Raw genomic sequence first — 17,368 nt, 5'->3', positions numbered from 1 at the left:
CATTCTGAGACTATTGCTCGTCCTCCTGATCTTCATAGGGCTACAGGGACGGGTACTTGTTCGTTATGCCATTTTTTTCAACAAGAACGTTTCAACCGAAGCCGGCCATTCAAAAGATGTCCATGTAAGGGCCGGTATCATTCATTGTAAACTACAGTCGTATACCCAACAATTCAGGCATTCCGCGCTTCCCGCCGAGATAAGCCTTATTACGTTTGGGATTCTCGTTGTAATCATCTTTATTGCGCTTCCCCTCTTCCGGGAAGTTTTTATTCCTGTTGATCCCATTCCTCTATTATACCTCAGAGGGCCTCCATCTTTCAATTAAAATATTCGGACAGTTAGCTTAATGCTGATTGTCGCTGATAGGCTGGTTTTGCCGGCTTATCTAACAGCTATTAATGGGCCTTTTCGGGCCTGTAACACGCATATTTTAATTTTTTCACATGAAAACGAACATAAAGTTTTTGGTTTTCAGTCTCACGTTAAGTTTATACCTGGGATTGAGAACGCTGCCTGCCATTGCCCAGGAAAACAATGGTCATGTGCTGAGTATGAAAGAGGCCCTGCAACTTACACTCTCACGGCAGGAATTATTAAAAGCAAAGGCTAATTATGCCAGTGCTTCCAAAGAAAATATCACGGCGGCCAGGCGCGATGGATCACCGGATTTCATCCTTTCCGCGCAACAGGGCTACGGCACAATTAATGGCCTCAACGGGCCCCCTTCGGGCATTAACGGATTAATCTCGACTACATCGGGTCCTGTTTCCGCTTCTCAAAATTGGAACGCCGCCTTTGCCGCGCTCTATTCATCAGAAATCAACTGGAATATTTTTTCATTTGGCCTGCAAAAAGCTCACGTAGCCGATGCCAAAGGAATTTATGACCGCGATGAAGCCGACCTTGAACAGGAAAAGTTTCAACAGCAGGTAAGGGCGGCATCCGCCTATCTGAATTTACTTGATGCACAACGCCTGCATTATTCTGAGAAAGTAAATCTTTCCAGGGTTTCTGCGCTGAGGGACGTGATCCTCACCCGTACAGTTAATGGCTTAAATGCAGGGGTGGACAGTTCAATCGCTAATGCCCAGTTGTCACAAGCTAAGAATGCATTGACAGACGCGATTGCTTTTGAACAAAAACAGGCTGCCAACCTGGCCATGCAATTAGGCATGACCAAACAGGATTTCCTGTTAGATAGCTTATATATCAATCAACTACCCGCGCAGCTCCCGCAGCGCCCTGTTTATGATATCTCCAATCACCCTCAATTGAGGTTCCTGGCAGAGCGGGTAAAAAGCAGTGAGCTTGATGCTGCCTACCTTTCCAAAACCAGCCTGCCTAAAGTTTCATTTTTTGGCACGTTGCAAGACAGGGGCTCAGGTTTCGGGACAAGCTATAATCCGGCTGATCCCGGCAGTTATAATCAAGGCTACTTTAATGGTATTGCGCCCTTACGGGGAAATTATCTCATTGGAGTAGGTGTTTCCTGGAACCTGTCAAACATGGGTAGGGTTAGCTCCAGGCTCAAGAGCCAGCGCTATTATGCCGATGGACTGACCAACGAATATCACTACCAGGAAACCAACCTTACCAATCAGCTGGAAGAAGGGAACAAGCAATTGGCCAACGCCCTGCAAAAATACCGGGAAGCCCCCATTTTACTAAAAGCGGCCAGTGACGCTTATGAACAAAAAAAGACCCTATACAGCAACGGCCTTGCTACTATAGTTGATGTAACACAAACGCTGTACGACTTGAACCGGGCAGAAACAAACAAAGACATCGCCGGTAACGCGGTATGGCAAGCCCTTTTGTACATGGCCGGTTCTTCAGGGAATTTAGACCTATTCACTAACCAATATTAAACACAACGATCATGAATCTCATTCAATCTTCATTAAGGAAGCCAATAACAGTGATTGTCGTTGTAATTGGCGTAGTGCTGGCGGGGATAATTGCCGCCACAAAAATCAATATTGATATTTTTCCAAACATTAACCTGCCTACCATCTACGTTTCGCAACCTTACGGGGGCATGTCGCCCCAGCAAATGGAGGGCTTTGTTTCTACCAATTATCAAAACTTATACCTATATGTAAGTGGTATCAAATCAATAGAAACCAATAACATAGAAGGCTTGAGCTTACTCAAGCTGAGTTTTTATGATGGTACAAACATGGCGCAGGCGGCGGCAGAAGTTACCTCGCTTACCAACAGGGCTTTCGCCGAAATGCCTCCAGGCACCCCGCCGCCCATCATTATTCGCTTTGATGCCTCTACATTACCTGTGGGGCAGTTGACTATAAGCAGCTCGAAACGCAGTAACAACGAGCTGCAGGATTTGGCCAGTTTATATGTCAGGCCCAACTTTTCTAAAATTGCAGGTCTAACCTCGCCACCACCTATTGGCGGTAATGCCAGAACCGTTGTTATTAATGTTGACCCAGACCTGATGCGCAGTCATGGTGTAACTGCCGACCAGATCACCGCGGCTATAAAGGATAACAACCATATCTCGCCGGCAGGAACCGTCAGCATTGGGCGTACCTCTTACCTAACACCTTCCAATACCGTATTGAACAAGGTCAAAGACTTTGAAAAAATCCCGCTGCTTTATCAAAATGGAGCAACCATCTATCTTAAAGATGTGGCAAGGGTGGTAGATGGGGCCGATATTACTACCGGCTTTGCCTACATTAATGGTAAAAGAGCGATTTACATCCCCGTAATCAAGGCTTCCAGCGCCTCCACCTGGTCGGTAGTGCAGGATTTGAAAAAGGCAATTCCAAATATGCAAAGCCTTTTGCCGCCGGATGTTTCTTTAAAGTTTGAGTTTGATGAGTCCGTTTACGTGATCAACGCGGTAAAAAGCCTTATCAGCGAAGGTGTTACAGGGGCCATCCTGGCGGGATTAATGGTATTGCTGTTTTTGCGTGATAAAAGAAGCGCCTTTATCGTAGTGGTGAATATCCCGCTTTCTGTAATTATAGGCACACTGGTGTTGAAGCTGTTTGGGCAAACGCTGAACATCATGACGCTGAGCGGCCTTGCGCTGGCTATTGGTATCCTGGTAGATGAATCGACCGTAACGATTGAAAATATTCACAGGCATATGGAAATGGGCAAGAAAAAAGCCCGTGCCGTAGCCGATGCCTGCGAAGAGATTGCACTGCCAAAGCTCCTGATCCTGCTTAGCATCCTGGCGGTTTTTGTGCCTGCCTTTTTCATGACGGGTGTACCACAGGGCATGTTTCTTCCCCTGTCCTTAGCTGTAGGGTTTTCCATGATAGCAGCATTTCTTTTATCACAAACGCTTGTGCCTGTATTGGCCAACTGGGTGCTTAAAGTTCCGGAACATCACGAAGAAAAGCCCAAAGCAGCAGATCAACCCAACCGGTTCGACCGCTTTAAGGCAGCCTGCGTGCAAATCGTAAAATGGATGATGAGCCGCAGCCGCGCGAGTGTTGCGCTTTATGTGGCCATATCTTTCATCATAGTTGGTTTCAGCGTATCCATAATAGGTAAGGATATCCTGCCTAAACTAAACAGCGGGCAATTCCAGGTCCGGATCAGGGCGCCGCAAGGAACCAGGCTTGAGCAAACCGAAAAAACTATGCTTGAAGCCCAGCAAGTATTATATCAAACTGTAGGTAAAAACAATGTTGATATCATATCTGCTTTTGCAGGGCAGCACCCTTCTTCGTTCCCAACCTTGCCGGTCATTTTGTTCATGAGTTCTTCCAACGAGATTGTTATGCAGGTTAACCTGAGCGACAATTACAAGGAAAATATCCAGGATGTTAAGGAAAACCTACGGAAAGCGCTTCATAAAGCCATGCCGGACGTGACACTATCATTTGAGCCGATTGATTTAACCAGCAAGATCATGAGCCAGGGTTCATCTACACCTGTCGAGATAGCTGTAATTGGTAAAGATATAACCCAGGGACAGCAGTATGCAGATATCCTGATAGCGCAGTTGAAACAGGTTCCATTTTTAAGGGATGTGCAGCTGAAAGAGCAATTGAAAAGCCCCGCGATCCATATCAATATTGACCGTGACAAAGTAACACAGATGGGCCTTACCATGACGCAGGTTAGTAATTGTATTACCCAAGCCACATCATCCAGCCGCTTTACCGATAAGATTTTATGGCTTGATCAAACCAATGCCAATTCCTATAACGTACAGGTGGAGATACCGCAACCCGATATGGGCAGCCTTGACGACCTTGCCGAGGTTCCGATATTCAAGAACAGCGCAAGGCCTGTACTTGGCGATGTTTGCACCTTTAACATGCAGCCGATAGTGGGCGAATATGACCGTAAGGGGGCTACACGCTACTTATCAATAATAGCTAATATTTATAATAAAGACCTCGGCTCCGCCTCGGCAGCTGTAAATAAGATCCTGAAAAACAGCAACACACCACCTCGCGGAATTTCGGTAGAGGTAAGGGGATTAACCATCCTGCTTGACCAGACGCTCGCCAGCCTGCAATCCGGTTTGTTGATCACCATTATTGTTTTACTGCTGATGTTGTCTGCAAATTACCAGTCGTTCCGCTTAGGTTTTACCGTCATTACAGCGATACCGGGCGTATTGGTTGGCTCCCTGCTCATCTTGTTGGCAACCGGGTCAAGCCTCAACCTTCAATCATACATGGGTATTATCATGTCTGTCGGGGTTTCTGTTTCCAATGCTATCCTGCTAATTTCTAATGCGGAAGAAATCAGGAAAAGCGGCAAAGACGCCATGGAATCAGCTATTGAGGCGATGGAATTAAGGCTCAGGCCAATCCTGATGACCACTATCGCGATGATTGCAGGGATGATCCCAATGGCAACCGGACTGGGTGAAGCCGGCGGACAAACAGCGCCTTTGGGCAGGGCTGTTATAGGTGGGTTAATTGCATCAACTTTTGTTTCCCTGTTCATTTTGCCGGTAATCTTTTACCTGGTGCAACAAAAGTCTACCACCAATAGTGTTTCGCTCGATCCTGACGACCAGCTAAGTGTATACTTCGATCCTAAAAACTCATAAAAAAAAGAAACCATGAAATCATATCAATATATCCTTTGCATGCTGGCCGGTAGCCTGTTTGCCTCATGCGGAAGTAATCAAAATAAGCAACCTGTTCAAACCATACAAACAACCCCGGTTATCAGGCTTCGGGAAGGTGATCTACATACCAGCATGAGCATTCCAGGTCTGCTTCAACCTTATCAAGCTGTCGACCTTTACGCCAAAGTAAACGGGTTCATCAAAACGATGACCGTAGATATCGGCAGTCAGGTGCATAAGGGCCAGTTGCTCATTACACTTGAAGCACCGGAAATGATTGCCGCGTTAAAGCAATCACAAGAAGATCTTCATACCAAAGAAGCAATTTATCGCGGTAGTAAAGCTACTTATGACCGGCTTTACAGAACGAGCCGGACCCCGGGTACCATATCGCCCAATGACCTTGAACTGGCGCATGCCAAAATGAGCGCCGACAGTGCTTCCCTACTCGCTGCCAGATCTGCCTACCAACTATCGGGCGATTTAAAGGACTATCTTGAAGTAAGGGCCCCGTTTGACGGCGTGATCAGCTCACGTAATGTGTATGCGGGAGCTTACGTTACCCCATCAGACAAGAGCTCCAATAAACCGATGCTCACCCTTCAGCAACAAACCAAATTACGGCTGGTTGTAGATGTACCGGAAGCGGCAACAGCTTACTTCACCGATAAGGATACCGTTCATTTTTCGGTAAAGACATTACCAGGGAAGCAATTTGCAGCTGTAGTGAACCGGAAATCGGGAAGTATGGATCAAACCCTCAGGACAGAGCAGATGCAGATGGATATTATTAACAATGACAGGCAGTTATTACCGGGTATGTTTGCCCAGGTAAGCCTTCAACTCAACAATACACAAAAAACCTTTATTGTGCCTCAAAGCGCAGTGCCACAAAACTCACAGCGGGTATTTGTGATAAAGGTTGTAAACAACAAAGCGCAATGGGTTGACGTGCAAAAGGGAAGAGAAACGGCCGACAGCCTCGAAGTTTATGGCAAGCTGCATACAGGCGATATATTGGTTACCAATGCAACCGATGAACTAAAAGAGGGTGCACCGATCAACGTAAAAAAATAAATACCAAATTCCCCATCATGAACCGTTGCTTCATGATGGTTTAAATAAAAAGGCTAATGCGATGTGCATTAGCCTTTTTATTTAGAGAAAGCTTTTCGATCCCTGCAGTAAAATACCCTCCGCTTTAGGGTAATACGGCAGCCCGCTGATCTATTATAAAACGAATCCGCTCGTTGCGGTCAGGCCGTGCAACAGTTGAAGCATATGCGCCGCCAGGCACAAACTGATAATCGGATTTAAGTGGCCCTGCTGCAACCTGCGAAATTTTAAGGGTTTCAACAGTATAAATTTGACCATTCATATTGGTGCCATACCAGCCTGGCATTTGCTTTTGTTTCCATGTTACCAGGGTATAATATGCGCCGGGCAACTGCTTCGTCACCGGGTAATTGGCTGCGCGCAGGGCAACATCATTCCCATAAAGCATTAAAATATTACCTTTTTTATTGTCGATCAATGAACAGATAGGTTTCTGGTTTTTAACCTCGTATAGATATTCGGGGGCCAGCACAGCATTCTTTTTTTGCCGACAGGCCCCGCATAGCAGCGCTACAGATAATGTGCATGAAATTACTTTCAACATGATCTTATATTTTAGTTTACAGATTAGTGATTTATTTGGTGGGAACATTAAAGACGAAATCGCTTTCAGGAGCCAGTAATCTATGGCAATTGATGCAAGTCCTGTCAAAAATCGCGGTCTTTCCATAGGGTTTCAGTCCCAATCCATCGAATTTGGCAAATCCCCAACCTTCGGTCGCGGCATATTTCCTGCTATCCTTTACCATAACCTGCACATTTTGAAAATTGCCCGGCCTTACAATGCCATCGCTGCTTTCCTGCTCCTTGCCCCAAACCGCTTTAACCATTATAGCCCCATCCGGGAAAGGCATTTTTTTTGATTTAATGGCGTTGTACATCATAGCATTAGCGTATACTACACGCATACTTCCGCCATCATATTTATCTGTTACGCTGATGATCTTCCAATTTTTATAATCAGGATAATAAGGGACGCCATTTAGGGAAACAGGAACTTGCGACGGCTTTGCATCAGCCAGTTTTGAGGTAATAGTGTCCGGCTTCACAATCGGGGCTGTATCAACTTTATGTCTTCCGGGTAGTGTATTAACATACTTTTTAAGTATTGCAAGATCTGACGCTGATACCCGCGAACCGCTATGCAGCAAGCTATAACGGCTAAGCGGCATTTTTCCCTGCTCTATGGCATTAACCATTTCCCATAACAGTAGTTCCTGTACAACAGGCGGGTTCTTGTCCCACTCAGAAAAATTAAATCGTGACCGGCCTTCCCTGATGTCATGTGCAACCAAAAAAGAGGCCGGTGCGATCCGGCCGTACCATGCCGGATTAGCAGCGTTAGAATGGCAATCATAGCAGGCCTGTTTTAAAATCCGGGTAACCTCTTCCGGGGCAGATATTTCCTTTGTCGCCGGAGGATTAACAATAGCCGGCGATGCAAACTGCAGTAAAACAAAACCAACTGCCAGCGCACTGATCACAAAAACAACCCTGCGGTACGCTATTGAACGTTTCTTTTTCATAACAATTTGTTTTTCACTTAATATCACCGGCTCCTTTTCGCCGGTGATATATAAAATGCTGTACGTAATATTTTTTCACTTAAGCTAAAGTATAGGGGCCTCCAAAGCATGGGAAGGGGTATTCGTTGAATCGGCAAATACAATCGTTAAATAATGACCGGGAGCCGATACTTATCGATAGCTGATCGGAACTCATTATTCAAAAGATATCAGAGGGAAATACGGCCTTTAAATCAGCCTCAGAAAATCACCAGGATTATTTTCATCACATAAAACGTGCTTAGCGACACGTTTTGCCTGTTCACCGAACACAGTCAGCCAATTTTTACGTTACCCCGGAATTTAACGACAGGTATTGCCTGTTCATCGAATGTTGTCAAGAATGCAATCCCCGGCGGCTGAATTTTACAACGTCTTCGAAAAACAAAAGACATTCAATTTATGGAAACTACAAGACGTGAATTTCTTTCGACAGCATCATTAACAGCTATGGGCGCTGCCGTACTTGCAACAGGAATTGGTACACTGATGCCTGAAAAGGCTAAAGCCGCGCTAAGCAAACCGGGGACAAAAGGACAACCCAAAGCCGAAACCGAACTGGAAGATTTTGTTTATGATATAGAAAATGGCAGCACCGGTTACCAGGGAGCAGGTGGTTCGGCCAAAGAAGCAACTGTAGAAGAGTTTCCGGTTTCGCAAAGCATCGCCGGTGTTTCCATGTACCTTAAGCCGGGAGCTTTCCGCGAAATGCACTGGCACTCCATTGCTGCCGAGTGGGCTTATATATTGGACGGAGCGGTAAGAACAACAGTAATTACCCCCGACGGCACCACCTCAACCGATGATTTTGAAAAAGGGGATATTTGGTTTTTCCCCAAAGGCCACGGGCACATGCTGCAGTGTTTGGGCGATAAGCCTTGCCATTTCCTGTTAGGTTTCGATAATGGTCATTTTTCGGAATTCGGCACTTTTAGCGTAACCGATTGGGTGAGCCATGTTTCGCCGGCTATCATGGCTAAAAACACCGGGCTGCCAACCAGCTTTTTTGCAGGCCTGCCTAAAAAGGAGCTTTATATTGGCTTAGGAAAAATCGCGGTGAAACCACGGCCAAAAAATATTAACCCTGCTATTCCGTTCAGCAACTCCATGCATAAATTCAGTATGGAAAAAGAAGGCATTTTTCAGGAATTTAAAGGAGGTTCGGTAAAATTGGTTTCATCGCTGGAGTTCCCGATTCAAAATACCATTACATCTATGCGCATGAATATTGAACCCGGAGCCATACGCGAACTGCACTGGCACCCCAATGCCGATGAATGGCAATATGTAATGGAAGGAAAAGGGGAGTTAAGCATTTTTGGCTCGCATGGCCGGGTAAAAACCATGCCTTATCATAAAGGAATGGTTGGCTTTATTAAACAAGGGTACGGCCACTTCATTGAAAATACCGGAACCGAAACCCTGAAACTGATCATATTATTCAACAGCCCCGTTTACCAGGAAATTTCTCTGAACGATTGGTTAAACTCAAACCCACCGCAATTAATTGCCGACCATTTTGGCATGACACTGGAACAAGCGGCATCGCTCATCAACCACCAGAATGGTATTTATTAAGCTATCTAACTATAAGAATCATGAACTTATTACAGCCAGAACATATCCTGCTTATCGTATTCGCCATGTTGTTATTATTTGGCGGGAAGAAAGTACCGGAGTTAATGAAAGGCCTTGGCACAGGGATTAAAGAATTTAAAGACGCACAAAACGGGATCTCGACGGAATCCAAAATTGTAACAGAAAAAGCAAAAGATGGGCCCGAAAGTGTTTAAACCCATCACCCAGGAAAAGCGGCTAAAAATGGGCATAAGTCCGCTTTTCCATTTGCCTTACACATTTAACTAACTATTCATAAACTCAGTAGGGTTTTTCCCGTACTGCTTTTTAAACTCTTTGCTAAAATATTTCCTGTCGCTGAAACCAACCATATAGGCCACTTCGTTAACGGTATAGCGTTTGGTATTGAGCAAGATCCCCGCATGGTTCATTTTAACAGATTTAATGAAATCATTGACAGACAGACCGGTGAGCGCATCCAGCTTTTTATATAATACGGGCTGGCTCATACCTATCTCGCTGGCCAGTTCAGGAACCCCGAAGGCTAAATTATCAAGCTCGTGCTCAATGATCCGGACCAGCTTATTTATAAACTCATTATCTATGGTATCAACCAAAGCTTTTGTTGCCTGGATATTTTTTTCAGAACTGGCATCCCAAACAGGATCAGAACTGGCGGTAATCTGCTCTTTGAATGTATTTCGGATCCTTTCGCTTGCATTTAGCAGGTTGTTAACCTGCAGCAGCAGCACTTCAATACTGAAAGGTTTGGTCAGATAAACGTCGGCGCCCATTTTAAGGCCTTCTATATGATTTACGCCCGATGCCTTGGCGGTTAACAGGATAACCGGGATATGATTAGTCCGTTCATCTTCCTTAATGTGATGACATAAGGTAAAACCATCCATTTCGGGCATCATCACATCGCTTATAACAAGATCCGGGATCTGCTCCCTGGCAGCCTCCCAGCCTTTCACACCATTTTCGCAGCTGATCACCTCATAGTGCTGCCGCAAAAATTCAATAATAAATGAACTTACCTCAGGGTTATCCTCAACAAGTAGGATAGTCTGCTTCTTGTCTTTTGAAGATTTAAATACATCAACCAATTCAGCCGCGGGCGCAACTGAACCATCATTCAACGCAGGCCGTTGTACCTTCAGAAAATCATTGACGGACGTTCTCTGCAAATCGGTCGGTTTAAAATGACCAGCACCCTTACGCAGGCTAACGACAAACGAGGTTCTGTTACCAGAGGCAGCTATTTTACTTTCTACAGAAATAGAACCTTTATGCAGTTCTATAATGCTTTTTGACAATGCAAGCCCGATACCATAACCTGTATTTTGTTTTCCCTGGTCGTTTTCCTGGAAATAATTTTCGAATAAATTCTTCAGGTTTTCGGGGGCAATTCCTTTACCGTTATCGGCCACAGTAATGGTTACATTGTCTTTCCCCTCCTCTACCAGAATATTAATATAACCGCCGCTGCCGGTAAACTTGAAGGCATTATGCAGCAGGTTAAAAAACACTTTTTCCAACTGTATTTTATCAAAATAAAGCGGAATAACATCGGCGGAAGCAATCAGGTCAATTGTGATATTGGCTGATACCGCATGATCATAAAAAGAGTTATAAATTTCTGATATGGTAGCTACAATATTATGCTCCGCGATATGCAACTTCAGGTTCCCGGTTTCTGCCTTTCTGAAATCCATCAGTTCATTAACCAATTGCAGCAGGCTGTCGGAGTTTTTTTTAATGATATGCAGCTGCCGGGTTTGCGCGCCGCCCTTTTCTTCAAGAATCATCTTTTCTACCGGGCCGAATATCAGGGACAGATGCGTGCGGATTTCGTGCGAAATATTGGTGAAAAAATTAAGCTTTAGATGGGTGAGCTCTTTATCCCGCCGTAACAGTGCCCTTAATATGATGAAACGTACCAATAAAAATACGATGCTGCCGATAAACAACAGGTACAAACCATAAGCCCAGATGGTTTCCCAAAAAGGAGGCAATACTTTAATATGTAACACAACTGCCTTGCCCCAAACTCCGTCATTATTTGAGCCCTTTGCAAAAAAGGTATAGCTGCCCGGCGAGAGGTTGGTATATGGCGCGGATGGGATATCTGTATGCACCCAATCTTTATCAAAAGGTTCCAGTTTGTAGGCATACCTGTTTTTATCAGACTTGATATAATTGAGCGCTGCAAAATCAATGGTGAACACATTTTGGGCATGTGAAAAAACCACATTTTGCGTAAGGCTGATATCCTTTGAAAGCAGGTTATCCGGCTGGTTGATTCCTACCGTTTTGTTAAATAGCTTTAATGAGGTAATAATTACCGGCGGAGGTATCGTGTTATCCTCAATTTTTGAAGGAAAGAAGCTGCTTAAGCCGTTAAGCCCGCCAAAAAGCATTTCGCCATCACTTGTTTTACAACCTGAATTGATATTAAAGGTATTGCCACCCAGGCCATCGTTTTTACTGTAGTTTTTAAAGGTTTGCGAGGCGATGGAAAATTTGGATAAACCGTTACCTGTGCCCATCCACAGGTTGTTTTTTTCATCCTCCAAAATGCTGAGTACATTGTTATTGGTTAACCCGTCCCTTTCTGTATAAGCTGTAAATTTTTCGTGAGCGGCATCATACAGGGCGAGCCCGCCATAATAAGATCCCACCCAAATTCTTCTTTTGGTATCCTGGTAAATACAGTTAATATCGGTCGACTTAAGGCCCTGCTCCTTTTTGTAAACCGTTATTTTATTGTGGCCATAATCGGTTTTATATAAGCCGCTTGCAGTGGCAATCCAGATGTTCAGATCCTTATCCTCTAAAAAGGCCAATACCGATTTTTTGCCGATTTTGCTGATCACAGGTAAATCAACACGTTGCAACAACGCATTACTTTGACGAAAAATAAGCAGTCCGTTTTGTGTGCCGACCCAAAGATTACCTTTTGAATCGTGCAGGAGGCTAAGCACTTCTGAGCCAAGCGTCACCGGGTCATTTTCCTTATAGAGAAAACGTTTAAAGCTATGGCTCGCCGGGTTAAACATATTTAAACCGCCGCCATGGGTGCCTACCCATACATTCTTATCCTTATCAATGTACACCACTTTCACCAGGTCCGATCCAAGCGATGTAGGGTCATTTATCTTGTTTTGATAGGTGGTGACAACATCTGCCTTGCGGTCAAAATAGTTCAGACCGCCCCCTTCTGTGCCAATCCACAGGTTATGCCTGTCATCCTCGGCAACCGCGCTTACCACATTGTTGTTAATGGCCGAATGATAATGTGCAGTTTGATAAGTTAAAAACGTTGTATTAGGGTTAGATACCATGTTGATACCTCCCCAATAGGTACCAATCCAAACCGTGTTTGAATTATCGATAAAAACACTGTAGATAGAGTTTTGACTTAAACTGTTCTTATCCTCCGGATCATGCCTGTAGGTTACGAATTGTTTGGTTAAAGGATCTAAAATGTTGAGCCCGCTTTGTGTACCTACCCAGATCTTCCCCGATTTTTCGGGCTGAAGGATCCTGATATTATTATTGGCCGGGCCCTTAGTGCCACTATTAGCTAAAAAGCGGCTGAAGGTTTCTGTGTTGCGGTTGTATAGGTTTACGCCGCCATGCAGTGTGCCTATCCATAAGTTATTAGCCGCGTCTTCGGTAATGGTGGTTACATAATTATCGCTCAGGCTATTGGCTGCATTGTCCTTATGCTTATACATTTTATAGGTGTACCGGCCCTTAAACCCTTCCATTTTACTAAGCCCGGCAGACGAACCCATCCAATAATTACCGCTATGGTCCTGGTATATGGTATGCACATTGGTGCCATATAAACCGGCAACCGAATCAGGCACTGAGATAGAGCTAAATTCACCCGCCGGCTTTGAAAAACGATACAGCCCATCAGACGACCATACCCACATATTTTTGTGTTTATCCTCGTAAACCGCACTTATAATTTCAGGGCCAGCTACGTGCCGGTTTAGCTTAACCCGTTCAAAACTGTCGGTTTCGGGGTTATACTTGTTTAAGCCATTGCGTGTGCCCACCCAAAGCTCCTTGTGCGAATCGACGACGAGGGATGTAATATAGTCGGACGAAATACTTGAGCGGTCGGCAGGATCATTTTTATAGATCTTAAAGCCCCTGGTATTGTATTTATTAAGCCCGTGCTGCGTACCATACCACATAAAGCCGCGGCTATCCTGAACTATAGCTAAAACAGAGTTTTGAGATAAGCCATTATCTACCGTCAGGTTTTCAAATGCTACGCGCTGACCATAGGCAGATAGTGAAATAAATATGCAAAACAGGAATGTGGTTATAATTAGTTTCATCTCGCCGCCCGGAAAATAAAACTAATTAAATTTATTTTACTTACCCAACACCTATGCATTTATCATCGGGGCCCATTTGAAATATATGACTGATATAAACTTTCAGGGAAACCCGGCACCAATGCCTTAAGCTTTTCTGGCAGGTACATCCACGGAAAAGTTTTGCTTTTTGGAGATGTTTTTGGGCGCTTAGATTTCAATTTGACTGAGCTTTCCAAATTGGTCAGATTATCTAAGCCAATAATATTACCGGCAAACACATTATTGTTAAAATAAACCTTACTGTACTGCTTTGGCGATTTTGTAAAAACACCATAGTTTTTACCGGCAAATAAAAAATAATTATCATCAAAGCTCACATGATCGGGGATGCCGTTTTCAATATCCGTAACCTCGGTTGTGTATTTCGGGCCATCGTTATAAAAGATATTTCCTTTTACTATCGTGCTATCAGTTACCCCGGCAAAATTGAACAACCTTTTACGGTTCAACCCATCGTTTACACTCAAGTTATAACGGATGATATTGCCGGTGGTCATCACGTTATCTTTATTGATAAGATCGGATATCACCAGCATAAACCCGCCCTCGTTGTCATGACTATAATTGTACTGGATGGTGGTATTCCTGCTGTTGCCGTCGATATCAAAAGACTGCCCGTCGTTGGCCCAGTTATCGTTTTGCGTATAGGCCACTTCATTATATTGAATAACCGTATTATCGCTACTGTGTGGCCAAATGGCCACCGCGTTATCCTTTGCCCTGGTGCGGGTGTGAAACAGCTTGTTATGTTCAACCATGGCTGTATCAAAAGCTTTTACAACAATGCCATCCCCACCAATATCGTCAAGCAGGCAATTGCGGATCACCAGGTATTTGTTTGGGAACCATTTTGTCCTGACGGAGAACGTACCGTTACCACGAATACCGTTGCGGTCAACCCGTTCCACTTTACAATTCTCAATCAATAGGTGTTCAATATTGCTTGGCTTTGGGCCCTGGCAATCCCAAAAGATACCATAGCCTTCGGCCGATCCTTTTTTATTATCACCATTAATATCATGAATGTACAAATTGGCAAGCCTGATATTATGTAAGGTGCCTATATCTTCGGCTAATACCCGTACCCCTGTAGGCCCTGTTTTTTGAAAAGGAACAGTGCTGTCAAAATTTGATAATGCCAGATATTCCACCACGATGTTTTGCAGGTTCTTTAACAAAACGGCGTCTTTAAAATGACCGTTTGCCTTAATCTCGGGTAGGGCGCCCGTTCCGAAAGCGCCGAAAACAACCGGGGCTTTTGCCGTGCCCGATCCCATCGGTGTTAACTGCCCTTCCCACACGCCACCCTTTTTGAACAAAATACTGTCGCCTGCTTCAAAAACCTGTTTGTTTACCCTGTTTAATGAGCGCCAGGCCCTACCCGCACTGTGCCCATCAAACGTATCATCACCTTTTTTATCATCGATATAATAAGTACCGCCAAAAACTTTTAATACAGCGCTGCTACATAAAAACAGCATTAGTAATTTCTTCATACAATTTATTTATATACAATGGCTTAATTCTCCAGTGTCCATTCGCAGGAATCTTCCAGCAAACGCCCGTCAACATTACTGCTTACTTCAATTTTATTTTTCCCCTTTTGCAGGGTAATGTTATCCCATATTGTGGTGTGAAAATCATTGGCCTTACCACCTTTTATGGCAACACCATTTACCATGAGTTTCACATTTGGATTAGTGCTGTATACCTTCACAGCGGTTGTCTGTTGATGCCTAACCGTATTCCTCCGGTCGGTAATATATAACATAGGCTCGGTATTCCAGTTAGCTTTATAAAAGTAGAAGGCATCCTTTTTAACCGCCCTGTTATATGTTACCAGCCCTTTATCATTGATACCATCGGCATCACCTTCGGTACGGATAGACGAGCCAAAATCGGCCAGTGCCCACACAAATTTGCCCCATACGAACGGTCGCTTATAAAGCTCCTGCCAGTTAACCTCATGATAGCGGGTTTGCCATTCTTCGGGGTGAAATTTACCATCGGCGTCTGGCTTGTTATCATTTTCGGCGTGTTTAAACGGACTGCCACCTGCTCCGTATTCGCTTACGGCAAATGGTTTCTGCGGATAGTCATGATGTGTTTTATCTGCCCATACGCCAATTTGCTTAAACTCGCCGTCGTACCATCCGTAGTATTTGTTCCAGGCAATAATGTCTGATACCTGGTTAAACTGGCTGCCATCTAAAAAGGTGGCGGCAGTAGTTAATCGGGTAGGATCTTCCTGCTTAGCTAATTCATTCAACTGCTTTAAAAATGGCACAGGATCATCATGATCAAGCTTTAGTTCATTAAATAATCCCCAGAAACAAATAGCAGGATGGTTATAATTTTGACGGATCATTTCTGTTAATACCTGCCTCGCCTGGCTTTCCAAAGCCGGATTTTTTAAATAGCCTGCACCAGTGTACCCTCCCGGACCAACAAAGGGAATTTCAGACCATACCACCATGCCATTCCTGTCGCAGAGGTCATAGAAATATTTACCATGTGGATAGTGAGTTAAGCGGATAGCCGTAGCTCCTATCTCTTTAATCAGCTCCATATCTTTATTCAGATCTACACTGTCAACGGCTGAAGCTTTACCCTCCACATCTTCATGAAAACCAACGCCATGCAAATCGAGGTATTTACCGTTTAAGATAAATCCCTTATCTGCGTCAACCCGGTAAGTTCTGAACCCTAAAGGCTGGGTAACCTGGTCAATTACTGCATCATTGTTCATCAGGCTTACATTCACGGTATATAAATAAGCATCGGCCTTACCGTTCCATAAATGAGGCTGCTTTAAATTTACAGTTTGGTTGCATTGTTGCTTGTTGCTAATGCTGCTTGTGGCAGATGCAATGATATTTTTGCCGGCATCTATGATATCAGCCCTAAGCTTTAAACCCGCTGTGTTATGTACCGATAATTTGGTTACGATATTCACAGAGGCCGTTTTATCAGATAAAATCTTCGGTGTCAGATACACCCCAGACGAGGCATAATCCAATGGAGAAATACAATCTTTAGATGTTACCAACAAAGACACCGGCCGGTGAATACCTCCGTACACGTTAAAATCGCCGCAGAGCGGCAACACATCCGTTCTGTAAGCATTACTTACCTGTACTTCAATATTATTTGCCTCACCAGCCTTAACCCAATCAGTTATCTCAATACAAAAAGCCGTATAGCCACCCTTGTGCTCCGTAATAAAATGCCGGTTTATTAAAACCGAAGCCACGCTGTTTGCCCCTTCAAAATACAGGAACAGCCTTTTGTTTTTCCAGCTTTCTTTTACTAAAAAGTTTTTTTCATAGATACCGGCTTCCCTCGCATAATTGGCCTTGCCTTTTAACACATCACCGGCATTCCAGGTATGGGGCAGGGTTACGTTGATCTTTTCAGGTTGTTTCCTGATATCATAAGCAAAGTGAAACTTCCAGTCGCTGTTGAAATTGACCACCTGCCGGCCATCGATGGCGCCGATCTGAGCAAATGAATAATTTGTACAGATCAGCAACAGTAAAAAAAGATATAAATATTTTGATAGTAGTTTATTCATAAAGCACAAGGAGGTAAACCGGCCTGGTGAGGGCCGGTTAATTTTGCGGTTCAGGCCTGAT

At 44.2% G+C, this 17,368-nt stretch carries 10 protein-coding genes; 5 read left to right on the top strand and 5 right to left on the bottom strand.

All coding sequences use genetic code 11. The annotated features are described in order from the left end of the window. Positions 1-446: 446 nt before the first annotated feature. From DEO27_RS30885 to DEO27_RS30875, 3 genes are read left to right on the top strand one after another with little or no spacing between them, the layout of a single operon-like run. Positions 447-1,871 (top strand): TolC family protein, encoded by a 1,425-nt coding sequence (locus tag DEO27_RS30885; RefSeq protein ID WP_112573149.1) that lies wholly within the window; start codon positions 447-449, stop codon positions 1,869-1,871. 11 nt (positions 1,872-1,882) lie between these two features. After that, positions 1,883-5,050, top strand: a complete 3,168-nt coding sequence (locus DEO27_RS30880; RefSeq protein ID WP_112573147.1) for an efflux RND transporter permease subunit — start codon at positions 1,883-1,885, stop codon at positions 5,048-5,050. A gap of 12 nt (positions 5,051-5,062) precedes the next feature. Further along, positions 5,063-6,148 carry an efflux RND transporter periplasmic adaptor subunit gene (locus DEO27_RS30875; RefSeq protein ID WP_112573145.1) on the top strand — a complete coding sequence of 362 codons (1,086 nt, stop codon included), beginning with the start codon at positions 5,063-5,065 and terminating at the stop codon, positions 6,146-6,148. Positions 6,149-6,272: 124 nt separating this feature from the next. Here DEO27_RS30875 and DEO27_RS30870 read toward each other — a convergent pair whose 3' ends face one another. Together DEO27_RS30870 and DEO27_RS30865 are read right to left on the bottom strand one after the other, a co-directional pair. Beyond that, the gene (locus DEO27_RS30870; RefSeq protein WP_112573143.1) at positions 6,273-6,731 is read right to left on the bottom strand and encodes a hypothetical protein; all 459 of its coding nucleotides are present in this window, start codon (positions 6,729-6,731) and stop codon (positions 6,273-6,275) included. 31 nt (positions 6,732-6,762) lie between these two features. Then, on the bottom strand, positions 6,763-7,713 hold the full coding sequence (locus DEO27_RS30865) for a heme-binding domain-containing protein (protein ID WP_146750064.1): 951 nt from the start codon (positions 7,711-7,713) through the stop codon (positions 6,763-6,765). A 441-nt stretch (positions 7,714-8,154) separates the two neighbouring features. Between DEO27_RS30865 and DEO27_RS30860 the strand changes: the two genes are divergently transcribed. Together DEO27_RS30860 and DEO27_RS30855 are read left to right on the top strand one after the other, a co-directional pair. Further along, the gene (locus tag DEO27_RS30860; RefSeq protein ID WP_112573139.1) at positions 8,155-9,330 is read left to right on the top strand and encodes a cupin domain-containing protein; all 1,176 of its coding nucleotides are present in this window, start codon (positions 8,155-8,157) and stop codon (positions 9,328-9,330) included. Positions 9,331-9,350: 20 nt separating this feature from the next. Then, complete coding sequence (locus DEO27_RS30855; RefSeq protein WP_112573137.1) at positions 9,351-9,545, top strand: twin-arginine translocase TatA/TatE family subunit; 195 nt, start codon at positions 9,351-9,353, stop codon at positions 9,543-9,545. 69 nt (positions 9,546-9,614) lie between these two features. Here the strand turns inward: DEO27_RS30855 and DEO27_RS30850 are convergent, their stop codons facing one another. The 3 genes from DEO27_RS30850 to DEO27_RS30840 form a co-directional block, all read right to left on the bottom strand. Then, the gene (locus tag DEO27_RS30850) at positions 9,615-13,691 is read right to left on the bottom strand and encodes a two-component regulator propeller domain-containing protein (protein ID WP_112573135.1); all 4,077 of its coding nucleotides are present in this window, start codon (positions 13,689-13,691) and stop codon (positions 9,615-9,617) included. A 62-nt stretch (positions 13,692-13,753) separates the two neighbouring features. Further along, a complete protein-coding gene (locus DEO27_RS30845) occupies positions 13,754-15,229 on the bottom strand; it encodes a right-handed parallel beta-helix repeat-containing protein (RefSeq protein WP_146750063.1) in 1,476 nt (491 codons plus the stop codon). 23 nt (positions 15,230-15,252) lie between these two features. Further along, positions 15,253-17,307 (bottom strand): glycoside hydrolase family 2 protein, encoded by a 2,055-nt coding sequence (locus tag DEO27_RS30840; protein ID WP_112573131.1) that lies wholly within the window; start codon positions 17,305-17,307, stop codon positions 15,253-15,255. Positions 17,308-17,368: the final 61 nt, after the last annotated feature.

This window comes from Mucilaginibacter rubeus (assembly GCF_003286415.2).
Lineage (GTDB): Bacteria > Bacteroidota > Bacteroidia > Sphingobacteriales > Sphingobacteriaceae > Mucilaginibacter > Mucilaginibacter rubeus_A.
This window is presented reverse-complemented; position numbering and strand designations above follow the sequence as displayed.

Bases quoted from the DNA above. Each gene is read 5' to 3' on its own strand.
- DEO27_RS30880 (WP_112573147.1), top strand. From the start codon at position 1,883: ATGAATCTCATTCAATCTTCATTAAGGAAGCCAATAACAGTGATTGTC.
- DEO27_RS30860 (WP_112573139.1), top strand. From the start codon at position 8,155: ATGGAAACTACAAGACGTGAATTTCTTTCGACAGCATCATTAACAGCT.
- DEO27_RS30855 (WP_112573137.1), top strand. From the start codon at position 9,351: ATGAACTTATTACAGCCAGAACATATCCTGCTTATCGTATTCGCCATG.
- DEO27_RS30875 (WP_112573145.1), top strand. From the start codon at position 5,063: ATGAAATCATATCAATATATCCTTTGCATGCTGGCCGGTAGCCTGTTT.
- DEO27_RS30845 (WP_146750063.1), bottom strand. From the start codon at position 15,229: ATGAAGAAATTACTAATGCTGTTTTTATGTAGCAGCGCTGTATTAAAA.
- DEO27_RS30885 (WP_112573149.1), top strand. From the start codon at position 447: ATGAAAACGAACATAAAGTTTTTGGTTTTCAGTCTCACGTTAAGTTTA.
- DEO27_RS30850 (WP_112573135.1), bottom strand. From the start codon at position 13,691: ATGAAACTAATTATAACCACATTCCTGTTTTGCATATTTATTTCACTA.
- DEO27_RS30865 (WP_146750064.1), bottom strand. From the start codon at position 7,713: ATGAAAAAGAAACGTTCAATAGCGTACCGCAGGGTTGTTTTTGTGATC.
- DEO27_RS30870 (WP_112573143.1), bottom strand. From the start codon at position 6,731: ATGTTGAAAGTAATTTCATGCACATTATCTGTAGCGCTGCTATGCGGG.
- DEO27_RS30840 (WP_112573131.1), bottom strand. From the start codon at position 17,307: ATGAATAAACTACTATCAAAATATTTATATCTTTTTTTACTGTTGCTG.